Origin of the sequence: Marinobacter nitratireducens (genome assembly GCF_000708045.1) — a bacterium.
GTDB classification, from domain to species: Bacteria; Pseudomonadota; Gammaproteobacteria; order Pseudomonadales; family Oleiphilaceae; genus Marinobacter; species Marinobacter nitratireducens.
This window is the reverse complement of record NZ_ANIE01000004.1, coordinates 148,716-172,925: the sequence shown is the minus strand read 5'-3', so window position 1 is coordinate 172,925 and position 24,210 is coordinate 148,716. Positions and strand designations below refer to the sequence as shown.

Annotated in this window: 23 protein-coding genes; 5 read left to right on the top strand and 18 right to left on the bottom strand. The window is 56.0% G+C overall.

The features are described from left to right. Nucleotides 1-36: 36 nt before the first annotated feature. The 17 genes from D777_RS07095 to urtA form a co-directional block, all read right to left on the bottom strand. Nucleotides 37-597 (bottom strand): hypothetical protein, encoded by a 561-nt coding sequence (locus D777_RS07095; protein ID WP_036129958.1) that lies wholly within the window; start codon nt 595-597, stop codon nt 37-39. Between the two features lie 95 nt (nt 598-692). After that, on the bottom strand, nt 693-2,024 hold the full coding sequence (locus tag D777_RS17835) for a YaaC family protein (protein WP_081849490.1): 1,332 nt from the start codon (nt 2,022-2,024) through the stop codon (nt 693-695). Between the two features lie 126 nt (nt 2,025-2,150). Then, nucleotides 2,151-3,866, bottom strand: a complete 1,716-nt coding sequence (locus tag D777_RS07090) for an AAA family ATPase (protein WP_036129957.1) — start codon at nt 3,864-3,866, stop codon at nt 2,151-2,153. 32 nt (nt 3,867-3,898) lie between these two features. After that, on the bottom strand, nt 3,899-4,987 hold the full coding sequence (locus tag D777_RS07085) for a DUF4297 domain-containing protein (RefSeq protein WP_150112623.1): 1,089 nt from the start codon (nt 4,985-4,987) through the stop codon (nt 3,899-3,901). A gap of 734 nt (nt 4,988-5,721) precedes the next feature. Then, nucleotides 5,722-6,297 carry a HupE/UreJ family protein gene (locus tag D777_RS07075; RefSeq protein ID WP_036129951.1) on the bottom strand — a complete coding sequence of 192 codons (576 nt, stop codon included), beginning with the start codon at nt 6,295-6,297 and terminating at the stop codon, nt 5,722-5,724. Between the two features lie 43 nt (nt 6,298-6,340). Further along, complete coding sequence (gene ureG / locus D777_RS07070; protein WP_036129948.1) at nt 6,341-6,979, bottom strand: urease accessory protein UreG; 639 nt, start codon at nt 6,977-6,979, stop codon at nt 6,341-6,343. 186 nt (nt 6,980-7,165) lie between these two features. Next, entirely contained in the window at nt 7,166-7,879 is a 714-nt protein-coding gene (locus D777_RS07065; protein ID WP_036130013.1) for an urease accessory protein UreF, read from the bottom strand. Further along, the gene (gene ureE / locus D777_RS17830; RefSeq protein ID WP_081849488.1) at nt 7,851-8,423 is read right to left on the bottom strand and encodes an urease accessory protein UreE; all 573 of its coding nucleotides are present in this window, start codon (nt 8,421-8,423) and stop codon (nt 7,851-7,853) included. The genes D777_RS07065 and ureE overlap by 29 nt, the downstream gene beginning before the upstream one ends. Before the next feature lie 38 nt (nt 8,424-8,461). After that, a complete protein-coding gene (gene ureC / locus D777_RS07055; RefSeq protein WP_036129942.1) occupies nt 8,462-10,165 on the bottom strand; it encodes an urease subunit alpha in 1,704 nt (567 codons plus the stop codon). 155 nt (nt 10,166-10,320) lie between these two features. Next, on the bottom strand, nt 10,321-10,632 hold the full coding sequence (locus tag D777_RS07050; protein WP_036129940.1) for an urease subunit beta: 312 nt from the start codon (nt 10,630-10,632) through the stop codon (nt 10,321-10,323). A gap of 10 nt (nt 10,633-10,642) precedes the next feature. After that, a complete protein-coding gene (ureA, locus tag D777_RS07045) occupies nt 10,643-10,945 on the bottom strand; it encodes an urease subunit gamma (RefSeq protein WP_036129938.1) in 303 nt (100 codons plus the stop codon). Nucleotides 10,946-10,983: 38 nt separating this feature from the next. Continuing rightward, nucleotides 10,984-11,880 carry an urease accessory protein UreD gene (locus D777_RS07040; protein WP_036129936.1) on the bottom strand — a complete coding sequence of 299 codons (897 nt, stop codon included), beginning with the start codon at nt 11,878-11,880 and terminating at the stop codon, nt 10,984-10,986. Then, a complete protein-coding gene (gene urtE / locus D777_RS07035) occupies nt 11,877-12,575 on the bottom strand; it encodes an urea ABC transporter ATP-binding subunit UrtE (RefSeq protein ID WP_036130011.1) in 699 nt (232 codons plus the stop codon). The genes D777_RS07040 and urtE overlap by 4 nt, the downstream gene beginning before the upstream one ends. A 17-nt stretch (nt 12,576-12,592) precedes the next feature. Continuing rightward, the gene (urtD, locus tag D777_RS07030; protein WP_036129935.1) at nt 12,593-13,417 is read right to left on the bottom strand and encodes an urea ABC transporter ATP-binding protein UrtD; all 825 of its coding nucleotides are present in this window, start codon (nt 13,415-13,417) and stop codon (nt 12,593-12,595) included. After that, entirely contained in the window at nt 13,414-14,535 is a 1,122-nt protein-coding gene (gene urtC, locus D777_RS07025; protein ID WP_036129933.1) for an urea ABC transporter permease subunit UrtC, read from the bottom strand. Before urtC ends, urtD begins: the two co-directional genes overlap by 4 nt. Nucleotides 14,536-14,538: 3 nt before the next feature. Continuing rightward, complete coding sequence (gene urtB / locus D777_RS07020) at nt 14,539-16,143, bottom strand: urea ABC transporter permease subunit UrtB (RefSeq protein WP_036129931.1); 1,605 nt, start codon at nt 16,141-16,143, stop codon at nt 14,539-14,541. A gap of 81 nt (nt 16,144-16,224) precedes the next feature. Next, nucleotides 16,225-17,523, bottom strand: coding sequence for an urea ABC transporter substrate-binding protein (gene urtA, locus D777_RS07015; protein ID WP_036130009.1), 1,299 nt, complete (start codon nt 17,521-17,523; stop codon nt 16,225-16,227). A gap of 382 nt (nt 17,524-17,905) precedes the next feature. On the opposite strand from urtA, the gene D777_RS07010 reads away from it, so the two are divergent. Together D777_RS07010 and D777_RS07005 are read left to right on the top strand one after the other, a co-directional pair. Then, nucleotides 17,906-18,538 carry a GntR family transcriptional regulator gene (locus tag D777_RS07010; protein WP_051668991.1) on the top strand — a complete coding sequence of 211 codons (633 nt, stop codon included), beginning with the start codon at nt 17,906-17,908 and terminating at the stop codon, nt 18,536-18,538. Between the two features lie 460 nt (nt 18,539-18,998). Beyond that, a complete protein-coding gene (locus D777_RS07005) occupies nt 18,999-19,268 on the top strand; it encodes a ComEA family DNA-binding protein (protein WP_036129929.1) in 270 nt (89 codons plus the stop codon). 42 nt (nt 19,269-19,310) lie between these two features. On the opposite strand, the gene D777_RS07000 is transcribed toward D777_RS07005, so the two are convergent. Then, nucleotides 19,311-20,126 (bottom strand): helix-turn-helix domain-containing protein, encoded by an 816-nt coding sequence (locus D777_RS07000; protein WP_036129926.1) that lies wholly within the window; start codon nt 20,124-20,126, stop codon nt 19,311-19,313. 176 nt (nt 20,127-20,302) lie between these two features. Between D777_RS07000 and D777_RS06995 the strand changes: the two genes are divergently transcribed. From D777_RS06995 to D777_RS06985, 3 genes are read left to right on the top strand one after another with little or no spacing between them, the layout of a single operon-like run. Further along, complete coding sequence (locus D777_RS06995) at nt 20,303-21,781, top strand: alanine/glycine:cation symporter family protein (RefSeq protein ID WP_036129924.1); 1,479 nt, start codon at nt 20,303-20,305, stop codon at nt 21,779-21,781. Between the two features lie 6 nt (nt 21,782-21,787). Beyond that, nucleotides 21,788-23,191 (top strand): aspartate ammonia-lyase, encoded by a 1,404-nt coding sequence (locus tag D777_RS06990; protein WP_036129921.1) that lies wholly within the window; start codon nt 21,788-21,790, stop codon nt 23,189-23,191. Further along, nucleotides 23,188-24,207 (top strand): asparaginase, encoded by a 1,020-nt coding sequence (locus D777_RS06985; protein ID WP_036129919.1) that lies wholly within the window; start codon nt 23,188-23,190, stop codon nt 24,205-24,207. Before D777_RS06990 ends, D777_RS06985 begins: the two co-directional genes overlap by 4 nt. The last annotated feature ends 3 nt before the right edge of the window (nt 24,208-24,210 follow it).

Genomic DNA, 24,210 nt, shown 5'->3' with positions numbered 1-24,210 from the left:
TGGCTTAATTTATGGAATTGACACCACAGTCACTTGTTAACTTTCGAATCCGAACTGACTGTACTGGTAAGCCAAGTCCGAGTAATTTTCACGAAGCCAATTTACATCTGAATCCCAGTGGGAGACGGCAACCTCATAACCTTTTCGCGAGCGTCTCTGATTCGCAAGCATAGACAAATGGCTTCGAATCTTAGAAAACCTTTTGCTGGTGCCAGGCTCTCCCCAGTCTTGGGCATATTGGAGAGGCACTACTGAAGGGATTTCTGCATACCAAGTAAAGTAGATGATCTCGCGCCGCAGATGCTCAGGCAGTCCATTCGTTTTGCCCACTTTGTATCCAAAACAAGCAAGTGGTGAAAACTCATGCATTGATTTAAACGCCCCAGGGTTTTGCTGGTATTCAGCTTCAAACTGAGACAATGCTCTTTGCATGTGTTTGGGTAGCGGCTTCTGCATCTCCCGCGAGCGCCTTGCCTGTAATTCCGCATGCTTTTCAGCGTATTCTCGCTCCATTTTCTTTTTCTCAATTTGGGAAAAAATCCAGATATAGGCTGCAATGGTCAGGATGACTAGTAGGAGTAGGTCCTCAAACTCCATAACTTAAAGTCTCCTTGGGGCTAGCTGGCGAAAGTTAACGCTCGTAACACTTGACCGAAAAAGCGTTGCTTTTTTGGGTCAAGTGCTTACATTTGTTAACTTTCGACCACGAATGGAAAATATTTCGAAATAGATCTAAGTATTAAAATTGGAAATTTATTCTCAAATGCTGACAAGTACTTTCGAACAATAAGTGATTGATCAGAATTTGTTTCGTTAAGAAGGACAACACCCCAGTGGTCTGGAGAATAACGCATTAAATTGCTCAGGGTACTAGTTAGCATGAAATGTATGCATATTTCTGGGAATACTACTGGGTAAAAAGGATTCTCCACGTACCATAGATTCCCGCGCGCATCGCATGAAACACAAGCATTAATCTTAAAAGCATCTGAGGCAGGTACCGAAATTATATATTTTCCGTAACGCTCAGTAATAGAAAACCCCTTAAAAGAATTTTCTATATCGGCCATATCTGGACGTCTTTCCCCATCACCTATTTGAAATTCCCAAACAATACTTCGGTCGCTCTTACCCATTGAGACAGTAAGAGGATGGGTCCGCCCAATCTCTCCTGTCGCGATTCTATAATATTCGCGTATTTCAGGAATCATACTTAGTAATGTGCCTACACCAATCGTATGCCTTCTCTTAAAAAACTCAAGTATCGAAGATGAGGCATCTTGTTGGATGGAAATATCCGCATTCCGCACACTTAACGTTGGAAAAGAGCAAACTAAATCGCTAAAAGTTCCCTGCGGCATATCACCACCTACCTGACTTTTCATACCATCAGGAATGTAATTTAAGCCATGCGAACCAGGAAGAGAATCCAGTGAGTATCTAATCGGATTATTTAAAATAATAAAAGCATATGCGTAAGCCGTAAGTGAGTAAAAAAAGTTTAGTGGTTTTACCATTAATGATCCGGATTTTCCAGCAAGATAAAGTTCGCGACCTTGCCGCATACAGTTTCTAATGCGAGATGCTTCTATAGCATTTATTCCGGACTTTCGTGAGTCACCAACCGCCCTCTTTCTAAGCTTATAAAGTTCACGAACATGTTCAGTATTCTCCATATTTTCAACAAGCTCTAAAATTGATTGCTCAAAATGGAGATCATTTATTGGCAGTAACCTTACGGAGTCGTCTGAAGATAAACGAGCATCTATTTCTTTTCGAAGAAGATTGAAATTCCTTGATGCATATAAAGAAGGATCTAGGTTGTCAGAAAGCCCTTCACCCTTGAAATAATTTTTTATGTTTCCATTATACGGTTTTCTTTCTTCTGGACTGAAGCCCTTCCATTTTTCAAGAAGAGCCTCCTTTTTTGAAGCTAACTCATCGTACGCGCCATCATCGCTAAAAGGTGGGTTATTTTCAGCCTCAACAATTTCTATTAGTTCTGACAGTAAATTATCTAGCACTTCTCTACTTCCTTGAAAAAGTTAACGCCGCACTCTGCGGCAAATTTGGAGCGCAGCGGAAAATTTGTCCGACAGCAGTGCCTTGTTATACGGACCGAATTCACATCTCTGAAACACTCAGTTTAATCACGATTCAGCTATTAGGCTAGCTTGTAGGCGGTCCAAGAGGGGAGCAATTTTATTGTAACCGTCCTCAAACTCGTCCTTATCTAATAACTGAAGCTTAGTCGCTGGAGATATAGTGTGACCATCGTATTCAACACCATGCAAATCTACTGTTCCCAATATTAGTTGATAGTCATCAGGCGTGTTATCAAAAATAAACTTGATGATTTTATTTCTGTTTGTTGCGTCCTGATCCTGCTGGTTTGGTGAGTCAATCACCAGCGGGAAGAGTGGTAGAGATGTAAACTCTTTGGAAGTAAAAAGAATGGCATAGTAATAAGCCAGAAGAGCTCGCGGAGTATCACTGCCCTGGGATTTAACTGATAAAGGGATATCGCTGAACCAATCAGAATTGAGGGTGTGAACATTTAGCTTTATTAGAAATAGGTCAATAAGGGTATTAAACCTACTGATAATCGACTCTTTACGCTCCTTGTTGTTCAATTTAGACCGGTCAATCTCAAGGCCTGATTTCTGCTCTTCGATTTCACCAATTTGAGTACTGTAGTTGCTCTGGCTTCGGTTAAAAATTTCTTTAACCTGCTTGGAGCTTTCATTTTGAATAAGATCCTTGAGGCGAACTTTGCCTTTCTTTTCATTAAGAAGGTCGGTGATTTCGCGCACCTTGGCAACTTGCAGGTTAAGCTGATTTTCCAGCTTGGTGACTTCCTTTGTGATTTTCTTTTTTTCTTCTAAGTAGTCAGAGAGAAGGCTTCGGCAAGTGTCGATGTCTTCTAAAAGACCGAATCTGGAAACCATCGAGTTTTCATAAGTAGCATTACAGGTAGGGCAAGTTATTTCGCAATCAAGATCATTTAGCGAATGCTCATAGTCTTTATTGATTTCGCGAATGGATTTACTAACAATAGCAATCTCATTATCTATAAATACTTCTTTATTTTTTTGCTTAATCAGGTTTTTTCGGTATTCATTTTCCTTATTTTTCAACACCTCTAGCTTAACAAGGAGCCTATCTATGTCTCTCTTAAAAGCTTTAATATCAATGTCAAAAGTGGCATTTGGGATATGCTTTTCAACGGTCTTTTTGGCTGATACAAGAACTCCTGATTCATTTTTAAGCATTGTTAATTTGGCCGAAAGTTGGTCTATTCGTTCGGATAGAAGGAAGTACTCATTCGGGCGTATACCTGTAACGAAATTGATTAAATCTCGTTTGAAACCGCCAAATACGCCGAGGCCTTCAAAAGAATCCCACGGCTTTGCCCAGCCCTTATCCTGATCAATATAAAATGGTAGGAATTGAATGGCCGGTGAAGCAGGAATTCTTTGATTTGTCTTTGACTGTTTAAGCAGCAGTCTGTTATTAAATAATTTTGCAAAATAAGGAGAAAGGCCTTTGATAATACTGTCGAAGGATTTGAGAAGATTGCCGTGTATATCAAAGAGCCCAAAATGATCTCTGGAACGTAAGATCATGTAATCTTTGTTGCTATACGAAAATGTCAGTAGGCTAATAGCGTCAGCTTTTTCCCAAACACTGTCAAAGTGAACGTCAGCACCGAGAGAGTGGTAGATGGACTTGATAATGGAAGATTTACCTACGTCATTCTCGCCCGTTATCAGGTTTCTTTGTGGATGGAACGTCACTGTTTTTGCGGACTTCTCCGGTATCGACAGGATCGTTAGTTGCTTTATCAGTAGCTGGTTTAGTTCCATTTTTTCGCAAATGCCTTACAAGTTTTTTAAAACTATAACTGTTCACAGTATTGCCACAGGATGATGGAGTCTATGTAGTGACTATCAAAAATGCTTGCCAATTTTGACAGCTTTTTAGAAAGGTCTTTTCTAATGCTCGAAATCACATCTTTTAGCGTTGGACTGTCTCCAAATGAAGTTGTGCTTACTGCATTAGAAATGTCAATTTCGAGATTCTTTAGAGCATTGTTGTCGTAATCCAGCCTATCAGTGGCGTACTTTTGCCAACTACGCTGGAGTTTTATTAATTCTTGAAACCCAAAGCCTTCTGTTTGTAGTTGGGATTTGATGATATCCCAGTTGTCACGGCTATTATGAGAGCGGTTTACTCGCTGTACAAAATCATCTATTTCAGATTTTGTAATGCACTTATTACGTATAAAATCGTCGAAAGACTTAACTTGCGCTGATGGGTAATTATTTTTTAATTTAATCTGGTCAGATATGGACTGATACCAAGGTGACACGGCGATATTATGATCGCTACCAAATAGCTCCTCAAAGAAATTATGTAGAATACCCCGAATATGCTTTTCATGGTCATCGACACTCAGAGAGCTTTGTTCTAGTTGGAGGGCGTTTAAATCAACAGCGCCAGCTCCAAGCTGTGCTTGGACTGCATTAGTTATCTTGTCTTGGTCTTTCTTTTCTAACTGACTTGCAATTGTTACAGGTACTGGATCAACGAATGAAAAATATGCATTAGTGACAAAGCGTAATTGGCTACTATGATCAGCGAAATTTTTCTTATTTTCGTAAAGCTTACCGATTATTGATAATTTGTCGGGATACCCATTCTTACCTTTTTCAGACGTCGTGAGCTGATGAACAGACCACTTTTGGCCAGTTGTTTTAGTTTTTACTTGGATAAATTGCAGGATTGACGGGTTAACTTCGGAATCAAGTATCAATATGTCATCGTGGAACTCAAAGGCAAAGACATAATCTTTCCCTTCCAAATGGTATTCAATCAGCTCTGCTAAAGCCCAGTTTCGTTGATAGGCAAACCTTGCTGGACTGCGAGAGCCTGCAGTCTCGGTTTGAGGCACTGTAATTAGGTCAGACTGTATAGTATTGTGCATTTTCGCGTGACCAACTAGCGGCAAAATATTATCTGCTTCATTAAAGCGTAGGTGGTTGTCTTGGTCAATTCAGTCTCCTTGTCAATAACCCAAATATAATATGGGGTTAAAATATGTATGCAGCTATAGCGCCGTATAACAGCGTATTAGATGGAACGCTTCGTTATTGCAAAAATACCGAACGCGGCATAACACTCACATCCCGAAGGACCCTATAAAAAACCGACTCAAAAACAACAGCCTACACCCCTCCAGTTTTACGGGGCGGCAAAAACGACGATTCGTCATTATTGCAATAATGCCGAACCCGCCTTCTTCAATATTCCGAATGGCACTTCCCCACTTTCCTTGGCATACAACGCTCCTGAGCTCACCTTTCTTTGCCATAATCGCAAACGCTCCAGCTCTAATATCCAGCAACCTCTTTTTCTCGGCATGGCCAAAGCGGATACACGCGCGACGACAGATAACGTGGTTGAAGAGCAACGTAAGGATAAACAGCGGTACAAAATACCAGGCAGTATTTGGAGTCGAGTTCGGGAGAGTTGAAAGTAGCTGGCCAGCGTCCATCCGTTATCCTTAACAGCGGTTCAATCCGTTTCTTATCACCACACACTAGCCTAACTCTTAGGAAGCTTGCCACCCCGTCTTTGCAAAAATCTGTAAACCCAATACAGAAAAAGCCGCCCGGTTTCCCGGGCGGCTTTCATGAGTGTTTGCTCGTATCTGTGTTATTAAGCAGCAGCCAGATACGCTCCTGCAACCGCCAAAACACCACCAACACCACGGCTGAATTTGCTGTCTGCCTTCATCATCAGGCTACCCAACCCACGGCCAACCAGCGTGATCGCCAGAGTCGCAATGGAGAAGCCAGCAAGGTAGGCCGCCAGTGTTGCACCAGCAGGCATTTCCGCACCATGGGCAAAACCGTGGAACAGCATGAACGCACCGACAAGGGTGCCGCCCACTGCCGTCGGGAGTTTCGCCAGCGTGGCGATGAGGATGCCGGCCACCAGTACGGAGAAGGTGATGCCGGTTTCAACGCCGGGCAGGCTCAGGCCGCCCCAGGCGAGGGTGGCGCCGAGGATCATGCCGCCGATCACGAAGGCCGGGGTGGCGTTTTTCATGGTGTTGCTCTGGCGTACGCTCCAGAAGCCGATGGCGGCCATGGCGAGCAGGTGGTCCAGGCCGAGCATGGGGTGCAGCAGGCCGCTGGTGAAGCCGCCTTCGGTGTGGCCGGGGTGGGCCATGGCGGTGGCGGAGGCCGTCAGCAGGGCTGCGGCGGTTAGGAGTTTGGCTGTGAGTTTCATGGTTGTCTCCTGGTGGCTCTCAAGTCGTTTTGATTCGGTTGGCTCAGGCTGGCTCGGCCAGTTTTTCGGGCCGTCTTTCAGGCAGCATGCCGCGTTCGAGGATGAAGCTGATGATGGTGTCCAGCCCTACGCCGTCGTACAGGTTGGTGAATACGAAGGGGCGTTCGCCGCGCATTTTTTTGCTGTCCCGCTCCATGACGTCGAGGGAGGCGTGTACCTGTTCGGCGATGTCGATTTTGTTGATGATCAGCAAATCGGATTTGGTGATGCCGGGGCCGCCTTTGCGGGGGATTTTGTCGCCGGCGGAGACGTCGATCACATACAGGGTGAGGTCGCTCAGTTCCGGGCTGAAGGTAGCCGAGAGGTTGTCACCGCCGGACTCTACAAGCACCAGTTCCAGGTCCGGGTGGCGGCTCTGGAGGTCGTCGATGGCGGCGAGGTTCATGGAGGCATCCTCGCGTATTGCTGTATGCGGGCAGCCGCCGGTTTCTACGCCGAGGATGCGGTCTGCGTCGAGGGCTTCGTGGCGCAGGAGGAAGTCGGCATCTTCTCTTGTGTAGATGTCGTTGGTGACGACGGCGATGTTGTAGTGGTCGCGCAGAGCTTTGCACAGCTGGCGCAGCAACGCAGTCTTACCGGACCCTACGGGGCCGCCTACTCCGACTCTCAGGCAATGTGTCATGGTAATTCTCCTTTAATGTGTTCGGCTCCGTGGTGGTCGGCAAGTGGTGACTGTATTTCGGGAAACGCTCCTTGCGGCACGTCCATGTGACGCTTGAGCTCCGCCATCCATGGCTCCGCACATTCCCGCAATGCAGTCACCACTCGCCTCCCCGGTCATCGGAGTTGTTTTCAAATCAACGGCTTTCTAGCTTCTGAAAAGCCTCGAATACTGTGTTTCATGTAACGCACTTCCGAGCGCCAGTCCCGGCAGGATGGGCCCGAGTTCGTGTTCGTCTCTTGCCAGCGCAACGTCGACTGCTTCCACCAGTTTCGGGCGGAGTTGTTCGGTGATGCGTTGGGCTGCGGTGTGGCCTAATGGCAGTGCCTTGCAGGCCACCGCGAGCTGGTTTTCCAGCCAGGCCCAGGCGAAGCCGAGCAGCGTTTGCCGAACGGGTACGATCCGTTTGTGGGCGGCCCAGGCGAACATGGAGATGTAACCGGGCTCGTCCGGAATCAGTCTACTTTCCGGCAGCAGGTCGAGGTTGCGCAGCAGGGTGACGAGGGCGCCGCCGAGGCGGGTGTCTTCGTCGCTCAGTTCTGCGGTTTCCCTCGTGGCGTGCAGCCAGTTGTTCCACTCGGCGATGGTGTCGGCATCGCTTTCGGCCCATGCCTGTTGCAGGCGTGCCAGTAATGGCAGTTCGCAGCGGCTGAGGCCGTCTTCCAACACGCCTTCGATCCACTCCGCCAGTTCGGCTTCGTTGTTCACCCAGCCCAGTTCGAACGCGCTTTCCAGTCCCTGGGACCAGGCAAACGCGCCGATGGGCAGAGCGGGGCTCACCAGTTGCATCAGGCCCAGCAGGGCCAGGTCGGCAACGGGCCCGGTGGTCGCCTCAGTGGGTGTGTGGGTGGCTGTGGCCATGGCTGTGCCCGTGGTCGCGTGAGTGGTCGTGGCTTTCTCCGTGGCTATGGCTGTGCCCATGTGAATGGCCATGTCCGTGGGAGTATCCGGCCTGGGTGTAGGCGCCGGGTTCGGGGTCGAAGGGGGCGGTGTGGTGTATCAGGGTGGCTCCCAGGCGTTCCGCCAGTTCTTCGAGTACGTGGTCCGGGGTGATGCGCACGTAAGCACCCTGGTCGTCCATGCCGATGGCGAGGGTGACGTGGCGGTTGCCCAGGTGGTAGCACAGGCGCGCCAAAGGCTGGCCGTTTTCGATGCGGGCAGTCACTACCTGTTCTTCGGCGGCGCGGATGCGGACGATTTCGCCGGTTTTGGCTTGCAGCAGGTCGCCGTCCCGCAGTACCGGGCCTCGGTCGAGGAAGAGGCCTACGTCTACCTTGGTTTCGGTGGTCGCGCGGAGGCGGCCACGGATGCGCAGTTCGTAGGGCAGGATCAGGTTGTCGAGAATCTCGGAGCTGTCGATCTCGGTCGCTTCCTGTTCGTTGAGTCGTTTTGTCAGTTCTAACATTCGTGCATTCCTCTCAGAGCAGCCCTGAGCTGTATTGATTAAAAAAGATGGTAACGCTGAGCCAGGGGCAGTTCGGTGGCGGGCTCACAGGTGAGCAGTTCGCCGTCTGCGTGTACTTCGTAGGTTTGCGGGTCCACGGTGAGGTGTGGGCATGCGTCGTTCAGTTTCATGTCGCTCTTGCGCACGTCCCGCACGCCTTTGCAGGCGGAGAGTGGGCTGTCGAGGCCGAGTTCTTCGCCGATGTTGGCGTCCAGTGCGGCCTGGCTGACGAAGGTCAGGCGGGTGGCACTGGCGGCTTTGCCGAAGGCGCCGAACATGGGGCGGTAGTGCACGGGCTGCGGTGTGGGGATGGAGGCGTTGGGGTCTCCCATCGGGGCCGCTGCGATCATGCCGCCTTTGAGGATGCAGGCGGGTTTCACGCCGAAGAAGGCCGGGCTCCACAGCACCAGGTCGGCCAGTTTGCCCACTTCCACGGAGCCCACTTCGTGGGCCAGGCCATGGGTGATGGCGGAGTTGATGGTGTATTTGGCGATGTAACGCTTGGCGCGGAAGTTGTCGGCACCCCGCTCTTCGTCTTCCGGCAGCAGGCCGCGTTGTACTTTCATTTTGTGGGCGGTTTGCCAGGTGCGGCAGATCACTTCGCCGACGCGGCCCATGGCCTGTGAGTCGGAGGAGATCATGGAGATCACGCCCATGTCGTGCAGGATGTCTTCGGCGGCGATGGTCTCCCGGCGGATGCGGGAGTCGGCGAAGGCGACGTCTTCGGGGATGTTCGGGTCCAGGTGGTGGCACACCATCAGCATGTCGAGGTGTTCGTCGATGGTGTTCACGGTGTAGGGCCGTGTCGGGTTGGTGGAGGACGGCAGTACGTAGTCCTTGGAGCACGCGGTGATGATGTCCGGTGCGTGGCCGCCCCCTGCCCCCTCGGTGTGGAAGGTGTGGATGCAGCGGCCTTTGAAGGCGGCCAGTGTATCTTCCACGAAGCCGGATTCGTTCAGGGTGTCGGTGTGGATGGCCACCTGTACGTCGTATTCATCGGCGACGGTGAGGCAGTTGTCGATGCTGGCCGGGGTGGTGCCCCAGTCTTCGTGCAGTTTGAGGCCGATGGCACCGGCTTTGATCTGTACTTCGAGGGCTTCGGGGAGGCTGGCGTTGCCTTTGCCGAGGAAGCCGATGTTCATGGGCAGGCTGTCGACGGCCTGGAGCATTTTGCCCATGTGCCACGCGCCCGGTGTGCAGGTGGTGGCGTTGGTGCCGGTGGCCGGGCCGGTGCCGCCGCCGAGCATGGTGGTTACGCCGCTCATCAAGGCTTCTTCTACCTGTTGGGGGCAGATGAAGTGGATGTGGGGGTCGATGCCGCCGGCGGTGAGGATTTTGCCTTCTCCGGCGATGATTTCGGTGCCGGGGCCGATGACGATTTCGACATCCGGCTGGGTGTCCGGGTTGCCGGCTTTGCCGATGGCGGCGATGCGGCCTTTCTGGATGCCGACGTCGGCTTTGATGATGCCCCACCAGTCGAGGATGAGGGCGTTGGTGATGACGGTGTCCATCACGGCGTCGTCGCAGCGCTGGCTCTGGCCCATGCCATCACGGATAACTTTGCCGCCGCCGAATTTTACTTCGTCGCCGTAGTGGGTAACGTCTTTTTCGACTTCGATCCACAGCTCGGTGTCGCCCAGGCGCACGCGGTCGCCGACGGTGGGGCCGTACATGTCGGCGTAGGCTTGTCTGCTGATTTTCATGCTATCCCTCTATTCTTAACTTGGGAGTTAGAGCAAGTGAGATTGGGTTTCCAAAACCCGCTCCTGGCGGCACATCCATGTGGCGCTTGAGCTTCGCCATCCATGGCTTCGCACAGTTTTGGAAACCCAATCTCACTCGCTCCTCCTACTCCGTGTTAGTTGTCCAGTTTTCCCATCACGTCGCCGCGGAAGCCGTAGATTTCGCGCGTACCGGCGAACGGGATCAGGGTGACGGATCTCGTCTGGCCGGGTTCGAAGCGGATGGCGGTGCCGGCGGCTACGTCGAGGCGGAAGCCTTTGGCTTTGGCGCGGTCGAATTCGAGCGCGGGGTTTGCTTCGGCGAAGTGGTAGTGGGAGCCGATCTGGACCGGGCGGTCGCCGGTGTTGGAGACGTCCAGGGTGATGCGTTCGCGGCCGGCGCAGAGTTCGATGTCGCCGTCTTGGATCATGTATTCACCGGGAATCATGTCTGGCTCCTTACACAATGGGGTTATGAACAGTCACGAGTTTGGTCCCGTCTGGAAAAGTCGCTTCCACCTGCACTTCGTGGACCATGTCGGCGACGCCGTCCATGACGTCTTCACGGGTGAGGATTTCGGTACCGGAGCTCATGAGTTCGGCCACGGAGCGGCCTTCGCGGGCGCCTTCCATGATTTCGGCGCTGATGAGGGCGACGGCTTCCGGGTAGTTGAGTTTGAGGCCCTTGGCTTTGCGGCGTTCGGCCAGCAGTGCTGCGGTGAACAGCAGGAGCTTGTCTTTGTCTCTGGGTGTGAGTTCCATGTTGACTCCGTTGTCTCTCTTTTTTTGGGCTATGGCCGTCAGGTGAGCCAGATTCTGGGTGTGTGGGCCGGTAATCCTGTGAGCAGGGGGCGCAGGATGTGCCAGGCCTGTTCGCACAGGGCCCAGGCTTCGTTGCGTTCGGTGCCCAGGTAGCGCAGCAGCAGTACGCCACGGCGCCGGGTGACGGCCCAGCGGTTGTGTTCCGGGAGTTGTTCTCTCAGTGCTTCGATGGCGGCGGCTTCGTCGTCGATTCCTACAGCCCAAAGGGTTGCCTGCACGGTCGCGCCGCCCTGGCCCCAGTGGCCGATGAAGCGGCGGTGTTTGGGGTCGAGAATCTGGCGTTCCAGCCACAAGGGTTTGCCGTCGAGGCTGAGGTGGAAGCGTTGTTCCAGTTCGCCGGTGGCGAAGGGCAAGTCGCTGGCCGGGCGGCCGAGGGCGAGGACTTCCCAGCCCAGGGTTTTCGCGCCGGTTGCCAGTTCGATGGTGGTGGTCTGTTCTCCCCGGGAGCCATCGAAGGCGATGGTTTCCTGGGGCAGGTATTCGAGGGTGGCGTTTTTCGCGACCATCAGATGTGTGTGCTGGCCCCAGGCGACGCCGTGGCTGTCGGCTTTGTAGAGCTTGGCCGCTGCCGGGGTGGTCAGCAGGGCGTGGCCGCCTTCGGCGACGCTGGCTTCTATGCGCAGTTCGTCGCCGCTCACCAGTCCGCCCGGTGGGTGTAGCAGGTACACGTGGCAGCAGCCGGTTTTGCCTTCCGGGTAGAACGGGCGCTGTACCCGCAGGGGGCCGATGTGGTGTCGGCGTACCAGGCGGGTGATGGGTGCGGCCGCGCCCTCTTCCCGGGATTCAAACCCGAGGGAGAGGGCCGCTGCCCAGCGCCGTTCCTTGTCGAAACGGTGGCCGGAGGTGTGCGTGTCGATCGGCTGGTAGGCGGTCATACGGTCAGGTGCTGTTTGATGAGTTCATCGGTCAGCCCGGCGATTTCGCCTTCAGCCACGCGGCGGCCCCGGTCGAGGATGGCGAAGCGGTCGGCGTATTTGCGGGCGAACGGGAGTTTCTGTTCCACCAGCAACACGGTCAGGCCGTCTTCTTCGATCAGCTTGCGGATGACTTCGCCGATCTGGGCGACGATGTTGGGCTGGATGCCCTCGCCCGGTTCGTCGAGGATCAGCAGGCGCGGTTCGATCACCAGGGCCCGGCCGATGGCCAGCTGTTGCTGCTGGCCGCCGGAGAGGTCGCCGCCGCGGCGGTTTTTCATTTCCTTGAGCACCGGGAACAGCTCGTAGATTCGCTCGGGGATTTTCCTGCTGCCGTCTGCACGCACGGCCAGGCCGGTGCGCAGGTTTTCTTCCACGGTCAGTAGCGGGAAGATCTGCCGGCCCTGGGGCACGTAGCCGATGCCCAGGCGGGAGCGGTCTTCGATTTTCTTTTTGGTGAGTTCCACGTCACCGGCGAATTCGATGGAGCCGTTTTTGACGCTTTCCTCGCCCATGATGCATTTCATCAGGGTGGTCTTGCCCACCCCGTTTCGGCCCATCACGCAGGTGCACTGGCCCTGAGGCACGTCCAGCTCCAGGTCCCACAGGGTGTGGCTTTCGCCGTAGTACTGGTTGAGTTTGTCGATTTTTACCATCAGGTTTTCGTCAGACATCAGGCTTCCTCCCCGAGATACACCTTGACCACTTCCGGGTCGTTGGAGACCTGGTCCATGGAGCCTTCGGCCAGCACGCTGCCTTGATGCAGTACGGTGACCTTGCGGGCGATGGAGCGCACGAAGCCCATGTCGTGCTCCACCACCACCACCGACTGTTTGCCGGCGAGGCTGGTGAGCAGTTCGGCGGTGCGTTCCATTTCCTGTTCGGTCATGCCGGCCACGGGTTCGTCCACCAGCAGCAGGCGGGGTTTCTGCATCAGCAGCATGCCGATCTCCAGCCACTGCTTCTGGCCGTGAGAGAGGATGCCCGCCGGGGCGTTACGCAGGTCTTTGAGGCCGATCATTTCCAGCACTTCCTCGATGCGCTCCCGATATTCCGGTTTCATGGTGGCGGTCAGCGTCGGGAAGATGCGTTTGTCGGTGGCCATGGCCAGTTCGAGGTTTTCGAATACCGTTAACGCTTCGAACACGGTCGGCTTCTGGAACTTGCGGCCGATGCCGAGGGTGGCGATGTCCGGCTCGTTCATGGTGAGCAGGTTGTGGCGGCTGCCGAACCACACCGAACCGGTGTCCGGGCGGGTCTTGCCGGTGATGATGTCCATCATGGTGGTTTTACCGGCCCCGTTGGGGCCGATGATGCAGCGCAGTTCGCCGTCGTCGATGGTGAGGTTGAGGTTGTTGATGGCCTTGAAGCCGTCAAAGCTCACGCTCACGTCTTCCATGTACAGAATCGGGCCGTGGCGAACGTCCACCGGGGACTGTACCGGCGCGAGGAATTCGAACACCTGATCCCGGTTGGTGAGTTCCTGGAAAATGCTCATGCGGTGGCCTCCTGCGCTGCCGGGGTGTCGGTATCGTCCTTCTTGCTACGACGGGACATCAGGCCGGCAATGCCCTTGGGCAGGAACACGGTGACCAGCACGAACAGGCCGCCGAGGGCGAACAGCCAGGCGTCCGGCATGATGCCGGTGAACACGGTCTTGGCGTAGTTCACCAGCAGCGCGCCGATGACGGCCCCGTAGAGAGTTGCGCGACCGCCCAGGGCTACCCACACCACCACTTCGATGGAGAACAGCGGCGAGAATTCGCTGGGGTTGATGATGCCCACCTGGGGCACATACAACGCACCGGCCACACCCGCCAGCATGGCGGACACCACGAACACGAACAGTTGCACCCGCTCAACCCGGTAGCCGATGAAGCGGGTTCGCGCTTCGGCATCCCGGCAGGCCACACTCACACGGCCCAGCTTGCTGGTGACGATGCCACGGCAGATCACGTAGCCGATCGCCAGTGCGATGCCGGTGGCCAGGAACAGGCCGAGGCGGGTGGCGTCGGTGCGCAGGTCGAAGCCAAGGATGTCCTTGAAATCGGTCAGGCCGTTGTTGCCGCCAAAGCCCATCTCGTTGCGGAAGAAGGCCAGCATCAGGGCGAACGTGAGCGCCTGGGTGATGATGGAGAGGTACACGCCGGTTACCCGGGAGCGGAAGGCCAGGAAGCCAAACACCAGCGCCAGGATACCCGGTGCCAGCAGCACCATGATGAAGGCGAACCACGCCATGTCGAAGCCGGCCCAGTACCAGGGCAGTTCCTGCCAGTTCAGGAACACCATAAAGTCCGGCAGGACGGGATCTCCGTAGACGCCGCGATCACCGATCTGGCGCATCAGGTACATGCCCATGGCGTAACCGCCGAGGGCAAAGAAGGCACCGTGGCCCAGGCTGAGGATACCGAGGTAGCCCCAGACCAGATCCACCGCCACCGCCAGCAACGCGTAGCACAGGTATTTACCCAGCAGCGTGACGGTGTAGGAGCTGACATACAGGGCACTGTCCTGAGGCATGAACAGATGCAGCGCGCTGACGATCACCAGGGCGCCGAAGAGCACGCCCAGGAAGATTTGGGTGGAACGTTCCTGCAAAGGTCTTGTTAACCACATAACTCAGCCCTCCGCAGCCCGGCCTTTTTGAGGGAAAAGCCCTCTTGGCCGCTTTTGAATGAACAGAATGATCAAAACCAGCACCAGGATCTTCGCCAGCACGGCACCCGCCCAGGGTTCCAGCAGCTGGTTGATGGTGCCGAGGGAGAGGCCTGCCAGCAGGGTGCCCCAGAGGTTACCCACGCCGCCGAACACCACCACCATGAAGGAATCGATGATGTAGCTCTGGCCGAGGTTCGGGCCCACGTTGGTGATCTGGGAAAGGGCCACACCGGCCAGACCGGCCACGCCGGAACCCAGGCCGAAGGTGAGGATGTCCACTTTGGTGGCCTTGATACCCATGGAGCGGGCCATGGCGCGGTTCTGAGTAACGGCGCGCACTTCCAGGCCGAGCCGGGTCTTGCGCATGATCAGCATCAGGCCGGCGAACACCACCAGCGCGAAGCCGATGACGTACATGCGGTTCAGGGTGAGCGACAGGCCTTCGTTGATCATCACCGAGCCGCTCATCCAGTCCGGGGTGATCACGGTGCGGTTAAGCGGGGAGATCACCGTACGTACCAGTTGCTGCAGGATCAGGCTCACACCGAAGGTGGCAAGCAGGGTTTCCAGCGGGCGGCCTTTCAGGTGCTGGATCACGGTGCGTTCAATGGCAATACCCGCCAGCGCCGCCACCAGGAAGCCGGCCGGGATGGAGAGAATCAGTGCCAGGCCAGGCTGGCCCGGCAGCAATTGCTGCATGCCCCAGGTGGTGTAGGCACCCAGCATGATGAGCTCGCCGTGGGCCATGTTGATCACGCCCATCACGCCGAAGGTGATGGCCAGGCCAATGGCGGCCAGTACCAGTACCGAACCGAGGGAGAGACCAAAATACAGGGTCTCGGCGGCACGGTTCATTTTCAGTTTCTGTTCGATGCTTTCCATGGCCTTGGCGGCTGCGGCGGCCAGGGCGGGATCGTCGCTGTTCTGGGCCTGTTGCAGAGCCGCGCGGGCTTCTGAGTTGAGACTGCCAGAAAGGGTAGCGACGGCCGAGACATCGCCCTGCTCTTCCACCTGATAGATGGCCAGGGCTTCGGTCAGCGCTGCCTGTACCGCGTCGCTCTCTTCGGCGGCGATAAAGTCCGGCACGCGCTCGGCCAGGGTGTCGTCCACGCTGCCTTTGAGGGCGCGGGCGGCGGTTAATCGGTTGTCCTCATCGGGACTTTTCAGATCGATGACGGAAAGAATGCCTTCAAGCTCGTTACGCAGGGCGTTGTTGACCCGGATGGTGTCGATGTCCCGGCGGGAAATCTCACCCAGATTCTCACCACTCAGGGCGCTCTGAACGGTCCAGTTCCGGCCGCGGTTCTTGAGCACGATGATGAAGTCGCCGCTGGATTCGATGCGGCCGAGTTTGTTGTCGCCATAGGCTTCCAGCCATGTGCGGGCGCGGTCGTCGCCGCTGCCGGCGATCTGGTTGACGACGCTTTTCTTCTCTTTGAAGGAAGATTCAGCGAGGGCGGTGAGCAGCTGCTGTGCTTGTGAGTCGTCTACCTGCGCCGATGCGAGGGCGGGCCATAGCAGGCAGCAGACAAGCAGAAGCTGGCTGAGCGATCGGATGATGCCCATGATTGTCCTGTCCTTGAGAAATTGTGTTGCTGGTCAAAACGCGGATGGGGCGTTCACCCCATCCGCTGTTTCAGGCAGGGCTTAGTTGGAAGCGACTTCCGACTTGCCGCCGCAGGTGCCGGAAACCACGTTGAAGTTTCCGCAGAACAGCGGCTTGCGCCAGTCACTGATCAGGTCCTTGGAACCTGGCAGGAAGTCAGACCAGGCATCGCCGGCAACGGTGGAGGCGGTTTCCCAGACCACGGAGAACTGGCCGTTGTCCTGGATCTCGCCGATCAGCACCGGCTTGGTGATGTGGTGGTTCGGCATCATGGTGGCGTAGCCGCCGGTCAGGTTCGGTACGCTCACGCCGATGATGGCGTCTTTAACCGCGTCCACGTCGGCGGTGCCGGCTTTCTTGACCGCTTCCACGTACATGTTGAAGCCGATGTAGTGCGCTTCCATCGGGTCGTTGGTGACGGCTTCTTCGTTGCCGGTGTATTCAACCCAGGCGTCGATGAAGTCGTAGTTGGCGTCGTTGTCCACGCTCATGAAGTAGTTCCACGCGGCCAGGTGGCCAACCAGCGGGCCGGTGTCGATACCGGAGAGTTCCTGCTCACCCACGGAGAAGGCCACAACCGGAATATCAGCTGCGTCGATGCCCTGATTACCCAGCTCGCGGTAGAAAGGCACGTTGGCGTCACCGTTGATGGTGGAGACCACGGCGGTCTTCTTGCCGGCGCTGCCGAACTTTTTGATGTCGGAAACGATGGACTGCCAGTTGGAGTGACCGAACGGGGTGTAGTTGATCATGATGTCGTCCGCAGCCACACCTTTGTCCTTGAGGTAGGTCTCAAGGATTTTGTTGGTGGTGCGCGGGTATACGTAGTCGGTGCCCGCCAGTACCCAGCGCTCAACGCCGATCTGGTTCATCAGGTAGTCCACCGCCGGAATCGCCTGCTGGTTGGGCGCCGCGCCGGTATAGAAAACGTTCTCGGAGGATTCCTCACCCTCGTACTGAACCGGGTAGAACAGAAGGCCGTTCAGCTCTTCCACCACCGGCAGTACCGACTTACGGGAAACTGAGGTCCAGTTACCGAAGATCACGTCTACCTTCTCTTTTGCCAGCAGCTCGCGGGCTTTCTCCGCAAACAGCGGCCAGTTGGACGCTGGGTCGACAACCACCGGCTCGAGCATGCGGCCGTTGATGCCACCTTCTTCGTTCTGCTTTTCAATCAGCATCAGCATGGTGTCTTTCAGGGTGGACTCACTGATCGCCATGGTGCCGGAGAGAGAGTGAAGAATACCGACCTTGATGGGGTCTTCTGCTGCAACAGAGTTCAGGGAGATGGAAAGCGCCAGGGCTGAGAGGCCAAGTTTCACGTGTTTTTTAATAGTCATGTTGTGCGAGTCCTTTTCGTCATTGATAGGTACTTCTGGGATTAAATCGCACACCGACTTCTGCATCAGCCGTTCCAACTACCCCTTAATTCATTAAAAAACAGAACGTTATCTAGTATACAAGCTGAAAAACAAGGGCCTTGAACCATAAAATCGCGGTAAAACCCCATTTTGATGCATCTTGATTGGTGCACTCGCACCAGTTCGGTGCGGCGCACCTCACCGCAGCCCCAACCTCATGCCCTGCATCCATATGTTTTTAAAGACTATTTATATATTAAACCGCGTATGGCACGGGCATTGCGGTTGCCATGTATACAAGCATCCATTACTGATAAGGGGTGAAATCCGTGCCCTCAAAACGGGCCCGGCGATCCAGACCATGGCAACAACCACCAAACGAAAGGCGTCCATGGCCGACAGGGTGTACAACGCCCTCAAGGACGAAATCTTCGCGTTCCGCCTGATCCCGGGGGACAAATTCAGCGAGGGGGACGTGGGCGCCCGGCTCAAGGCCAGCCGCACACCGGTGCGGGAAGCCCTTTACCGGCTGCAACGGGAGGGTTATGTGGAAGTGCTCTTCCGCAGCGGCTGGCAGGTAAAGCCCCTGGACGCCAGACAGGTGGATGAACTTTATGACCTGCGTATTGCCCTGGAGCGGGCCGCCGTCGACAAGCTCTGTGCCCTGCCAGAGCCACTGCCGGAATTCACGCTGCATCGGGAACTGGATTTTCATTGTGAACTGGTGGCCGCTGCAGGCAACCGGGAACTGACCCGAATCCACGGGGAAGTCATCGATCGGCTTCGGTTTATCAGCTGCCTTGTGCCGCCCCCCAGGAATCACGATGTTCTGGTTCAGGCCGAGCATCAGAAAATCATCAGCGCCCTGCAGGCCCGCAAAGCCGATGATGCCGGGGCACAGCTGATACAACACATACGTTCCATTCAACGGGTTGCCCGCGAGGCGACCAAGGCCCTGCAAGGCGGGCAAAAAATTGCCCCGGAAAGCGCATAAACACTGAGTATCAGCCCCTTCCGACCGGTTCCATCCGGGCTTACAAACCGTGTAGGAGATTTCGCACAGCGGACGGAGCGATTCTCCGATTTTGCGAAATTACATCCTGTTTAGAATGATCAGTGTCAGGGATGACAAGCCAGCAAGGAACGTTGGCTCAAGGATGAGAACTCCACGGATCGGAGTTGCCCGATGGATCAGGGCGCAAGGACGACTGCAAGGATGAAGCGCTCAGGATGATGCGCAGCCTGAAGGAACAGGCAGGGGTCAGCCACGGATTTGCGGGATCACACGGACAGTGGTCCTCATCCGTGCACTACCCTCACCCTTTCACCCCATTTCCCAGCCCCTTTACTCCCGGCTTCGTTTTACAGACGCTCACTACCTGAAGCTGCGCCTGCGCTGCGCGACGTCCCGGCTTAACCATAACGACGTTTTTCAAGCTCAGGAGCTTATTCACATGACACGCACACCGCTATTCGCGACACTGGTTCTGCTGTTCAGCCTGATGGCAGGCTTTGCCCACGCTCAGGATGCAGCCATCAACATCAACACCGCCGATGTCGCCACACTCGCCAGCCTCAACGGCATTGGCGACAGCAAGGCCCAGGCCATTATCGACTACCGTGAAGCTAACGGACCGTTTGCATCCACAGCCGATCTGACCAATGTGAAAGGGATTGGAGCACGCACCGTCGAGAAAAACGCGGACCGTCTGGCGATCAAGTAAGCAAGCTGGCAGCGGCGCCAGGCCGCTGCCCCTACCCCCGAATCAGTGCCGTGCTCTGAAAAGATACTCACCCTGCCCGATATCGTTCAGTACGGCGTTTCGGATTGAGGGCTCAATCGCAGAACTGTCCGCATCATAAAGACCGCACTTCGCAAGCGCTTTGCGCACAACCACCTTTTGTCCCAGATATTCGTACAGCACCCGAGCGCAACACGGCATTCTTTCACTGTTATCCGACACACCGACTTTCAGGCCTGTTAACCGGGTGAGCCGGTTCCGAAAGCTCGGAAACAGAATCGTCTGCGTGATCTCATGACGATTGAGGGTTTCATAGTCCACCAGAAACAGGCGGTCCGTCAGCAGATAGGCCACGCCCTGATAGCGGTTGTGGCAAGGTGGTTCTGTGCGGGTAGCCCGCATCCGCTCTGTCCGCTGAAAAACGACGTTTCCGCCCTGCCGCTCAAGACACACCAGGTTACGCAACACTTTCCCCGGCGCGGACATTGACTGGTAATACTCGTAGTAATAACCAAGGTAGTGATCGATGTCGTCGCGACCCTCATGGGCCAACCGCTCCAGGTGTTCCTGGATGGAACGCTCATCGCCTTCCGGCCGGGCACTGGCCTGTGGCCGCACCGCCACGAGCTGCTGAAACTGGTCATGCGGCAGGAGGATTTCCTGTTCATCAACTCCGAAGAACTCGCACAGGCGACGCAGGGTATTGGCTGAAGGCTTGTGCTGTCCGCCCAGGTAGCGATTGAACTGTGGCCGGTTGATGCCAAGGCGCCGACAAACTTCCGCAATCGACTTGTAGTAGCTGCAAAGCAGCCTGAGGTTCTGGGCCAGATCCTGATGCATTGAGAGGCTTGCCTGTTGAATTGGGTGAGTGCCCGGAGCGTCAGTTTGCGATAGCGCAACTTGACGCTACCCAGCAACAATTCGCGCCAGTCAGGCGACAGGTTGGAAATGTTAGCAAGGGCCCCTGGTTGGTTAAATAAGGGCTTCGCACAACAAAAAGACCACCGGAGTTATTTATGTTGGAGTTTCTGAACGACCTACTCTGGGGCAAGATCCTGATTGCCCTGCTGCTTACCGTTGGTATCGGGTTCACCGTTGCCTCCCGCTTTGTCCAGTTCCGTTATTTTGGACGCATGTTCCGGATACTGAGTGCCAGCCAGGCGTTTCAGCGGGATAAACACGGCCACCTGAGTTCGTTTCAGGCACTTTTGCTTTCTGTTGCTGGCCGCGTCGGTGGCGGTAATATTGCTGGCGTTGCAGTCGCCATCACTCTGGGTGGTCCCGGCGCGATTTTCTGGATGTGGGTGGTCGGCCTCATGGGCATGGCGACCAGTTTCCTGGAGTGCTCCCTGGCACAAACCTATAAAGAAGCTGAGGCGGACGGCACCTATCGTGGCGGGCCCGCGTACTACATTGCCCGCGGCCTGGGCGCCCGCTGGAAGTGGATGGCCGGCCTCTACTCGCTTCTTCTTTTGCTGACCTTTGGCTTCGGCTTTACCGCACTGCAGTCCTACGCCGTTGCAACGTCCGTTGACGACGCCTTCGGGGTACCGGTCTTCTACACCGGTATCGCTCTGGCCATGGTCGTTGGCACCATCATCTTTGGCGGCGTTCGCCGTATTGCCCGGGTGGCGGAATACCTGGTTCCGGTCATGGCCGGAAGCTACCTGCTGATCACCGCGGTCGTGCTCACGCTCAATCTTGAGCAGATCCCCGACGCGCTGATGCTCATCGTAAACAGTGCCTTTGGTCTGGAACCGGTTGTTGGTGGTGGTATCGGCGCGGCCATCATGATGGGCGTGAAGCGCGGCCTGTTCTCAAACGAAGCCGGTCTGGGCAGCGCGCCCAACGTGGCCGCTGTCGCTTATGTGCCTCACCCGGCCAATCAGGGCGTTGTGCAGGCATTCTCGGTATTCATTGATACCCTGATCATCTGTTCATCCACCGCCCTGATCATTCTGCTAAGCGGCATCTACGATCCGGCCAGCGTCAGCGATGTGGGTGGCGTGGCGCTGACTCAGTCCGCACTTGCGGATCATGTCGGCGACTGGGGCAGGAGCTTTGTGAGTGTTGCACTGGTGCTCTTCGGGTTCAGTACGATTCTGTACAACTACTACCTCGGCGAGAACAGCATCAACTTCTTCAGCACCGAGAATCAGAACTTCTTCAATACGTTCCGCGTTGCCATCATCGGTCTGGTCTGCTGGGGCGCGACCACGGATCTGGGCACGGTCTTCGGCTTTGCCGACGTGACCATGGGGCTGCTGGCGCTGGTTAACCTGATTGCACTGATCGCCCTGTTCAAACCTGGCCTGCGCATTCTCAAGGATTTCGACAGCCAGATTGCCAGCGGCATCGAGCAGCCGGTGTTCGATGTATCCCGGTTCCAGGATATGGACCTGGACCCGGCCGCATGGGAACTGGAGCCCGAAGACATCGAACGGGCCCAGGCAAAAGCCCAGGGCAAATCCGAGCCTGCCAGAGAGAGCGTCTGACCACCTATGAACACTCGCATTGAACATGATCTTCTGGGAGATCTGCCGGTGCCTGCCGATGCCTGGTATGGCGTGCAAACCCAGCGTGCGCTGGATAACTTCTCGATCACCGGCGTTCCGATCAGCCATTTCCCGGACTTCGTTCGTGCGCTGGTCATGGTGAAGAAAGCCGCCGCGATGGCGAACCGGGACCTTGGCGCCCTGGCGCCACACAAGGCCGAAGCCATCATGGCGGCCTGTGATGACATCATCGCCGGTGAGCTGCACGACCAGTTCGTGGTTGACCTGATCCAGGGTGGAGCGGGCACCTCCACCAATATGAACGCAAATGAAGTCATCGCCAATCTCGCACTGGCGAAGTTGGGCTACAACAAGGGTGAGTACCAGCACCTTCACCCCAACGATGACGTCAATCGTTCCCAGTCCACCAATGACGCCTACCCGACGGCGGTGTGCCTGGCGGTTCAGTTTGCAGCAGAACCCCTGGAAGCGGCCATTGTGCAACTCCGGGAAGGCCTCGAGCGGAAAGGTCATGAGTTTGCGGATGTGGTCAAAATGGGGCGCACCCAGTTGCAGGATGCGGTGCCCATGACCCTGGGTCAGGAATTCGAGGCCTTCGCCGTCAACCTCGGTGAAGACATTGATCGCCTCCATGAAGCCAGCCGGCTCCTGTGCGAGGTAAATCTTGGTGGGACTGCCATTGGCACGGGCATCAACACCCATCCGAGATACCAAAGGCTGGCCGTTGATTATCTGGCGCAGATCTCCGGCAAGCCGGTGGTATCCGCCAGCAACCTGGTGGAAGCCTCCTCGGACATGGGCGCCTTTGTGCTGTTCTCCGGCATCCTGAAACGGTTTGCGGTGAAGCTGGGCAAGATGTGCAACGACCTGCGCCTGCTGTCATCCGGCCCTCGCACCGGCCTGGGCGAGATCCTGCTGCCGCCGATGCAGCCGGGATCGTCCATCATGCCTGGCAAGGTCAACCCGGTCATCCCGGAGGCGGTCAACCAGACCGCCTACCAGGTGATTGCCAGTGATCTCGCCGTGACCCTGGCGGCGGAAGCCGGACAACTGCAGCTCAACGCCATGGAACCACTCATTGTCTACAACCTGTTGAACTCCATGAAAATGCTCGGCTCAGCCTGCACCATGCTGGATGAGCGGTGTATCAAGGATATCCGCGCTAACACCGAACAGTGTGCGCGCCATCTGGACAACAGCATTGGCATCGTCACTGCGCTGGTGCCCAAGCTGGGGTACTCCAACGCCACGCGGATCGCCTCGAAGGCGCTGAACTCCGGTTCCACTGTGCGTGAACTGGTGCTTGAGGAAGGCCTGCTGAACGCTGAGCAGCTGGACCGTCTGCTGAGCCCGCGAACAATGCTGGCGCCGGTCGGAGATGACCAGTGAACCGTCGTGTCCTGGTGCTGTATACCGGCGGGACCATCGGTATGGTGTCCTCCGGCGGAAGTTACGTTCCCGGCGCTGCGTTTGGTGATCGGCTCACCCGTCACCTCGGAACGCCGTTGGAGGCCTTGCCGCATTTCGATGTGATCGAGCTGGACCAACTGATCGACAGCGCCAACCTGAGCCCAACGCACTGGCACACCATGGCCGAGGTGCTCATCCGCAACTGGGAACGCTATGACGGATTCGTGCTGTTGCATGGCACGGACACCATGGCTTACACCGCGTCGGCACTCTCGTACATACTCAAGGGCGCCAACAAGCCGGTCATTCTGACCGGCTCCCAGATCCCGCTGGAGCAGCCAAGGACCGACGCCGTGGACAACGTCACCACGTCGCTGATGCTGGCCGCGCGTCCGGAGATCTCGGAAGTCTGTGTCTGTTTCCGGGGCAAGCTGATCCGGGGTAATCGCTCAAGAAAACTGAAAACCAGCGAACTGGATGCCTTCGATTCGCCCAACGCGCCTCTGCTTGGACGGGCAGCCATTCATCTGGAACTCCGCCACGACCTGCTGCTTCCTGCCGGCCAACCGGATTTCCAACTGCCGGACTTTGAGCACGCCGGAGTGGCGTCTCTGGTGCTCTACCCCGGCATATCGGCCGCCGTGGTTGAGTCCATCCTGGCCATCCCGGAGTTGAAAGGACTGGTTCTGCAATCCTATGGAGCCGGTAATGCACCGGACGCAGACGCTGACCTGATCAAGGCACTGGAACAGGGCATTAATCGAGGCATAACGGTGATCAACGTCAGCCAATGCCCGTTTGGGCAGATTTCACAAACCGCCTACGCATCCGGAGCCGCACTGGCCCGCATCGGCGTTGTTTCCGGCGCTGATCTGACACCCGAGGCGGCCTTTGCAAAACTCCATTTCCTGCTGGCAACGGGCTATTCCGGCGCCTCACTCCGCCGGGAACTCCAACGCCCCCGCCAGGGCGACCTGAGCGTCCAGCCTCACTGAGGA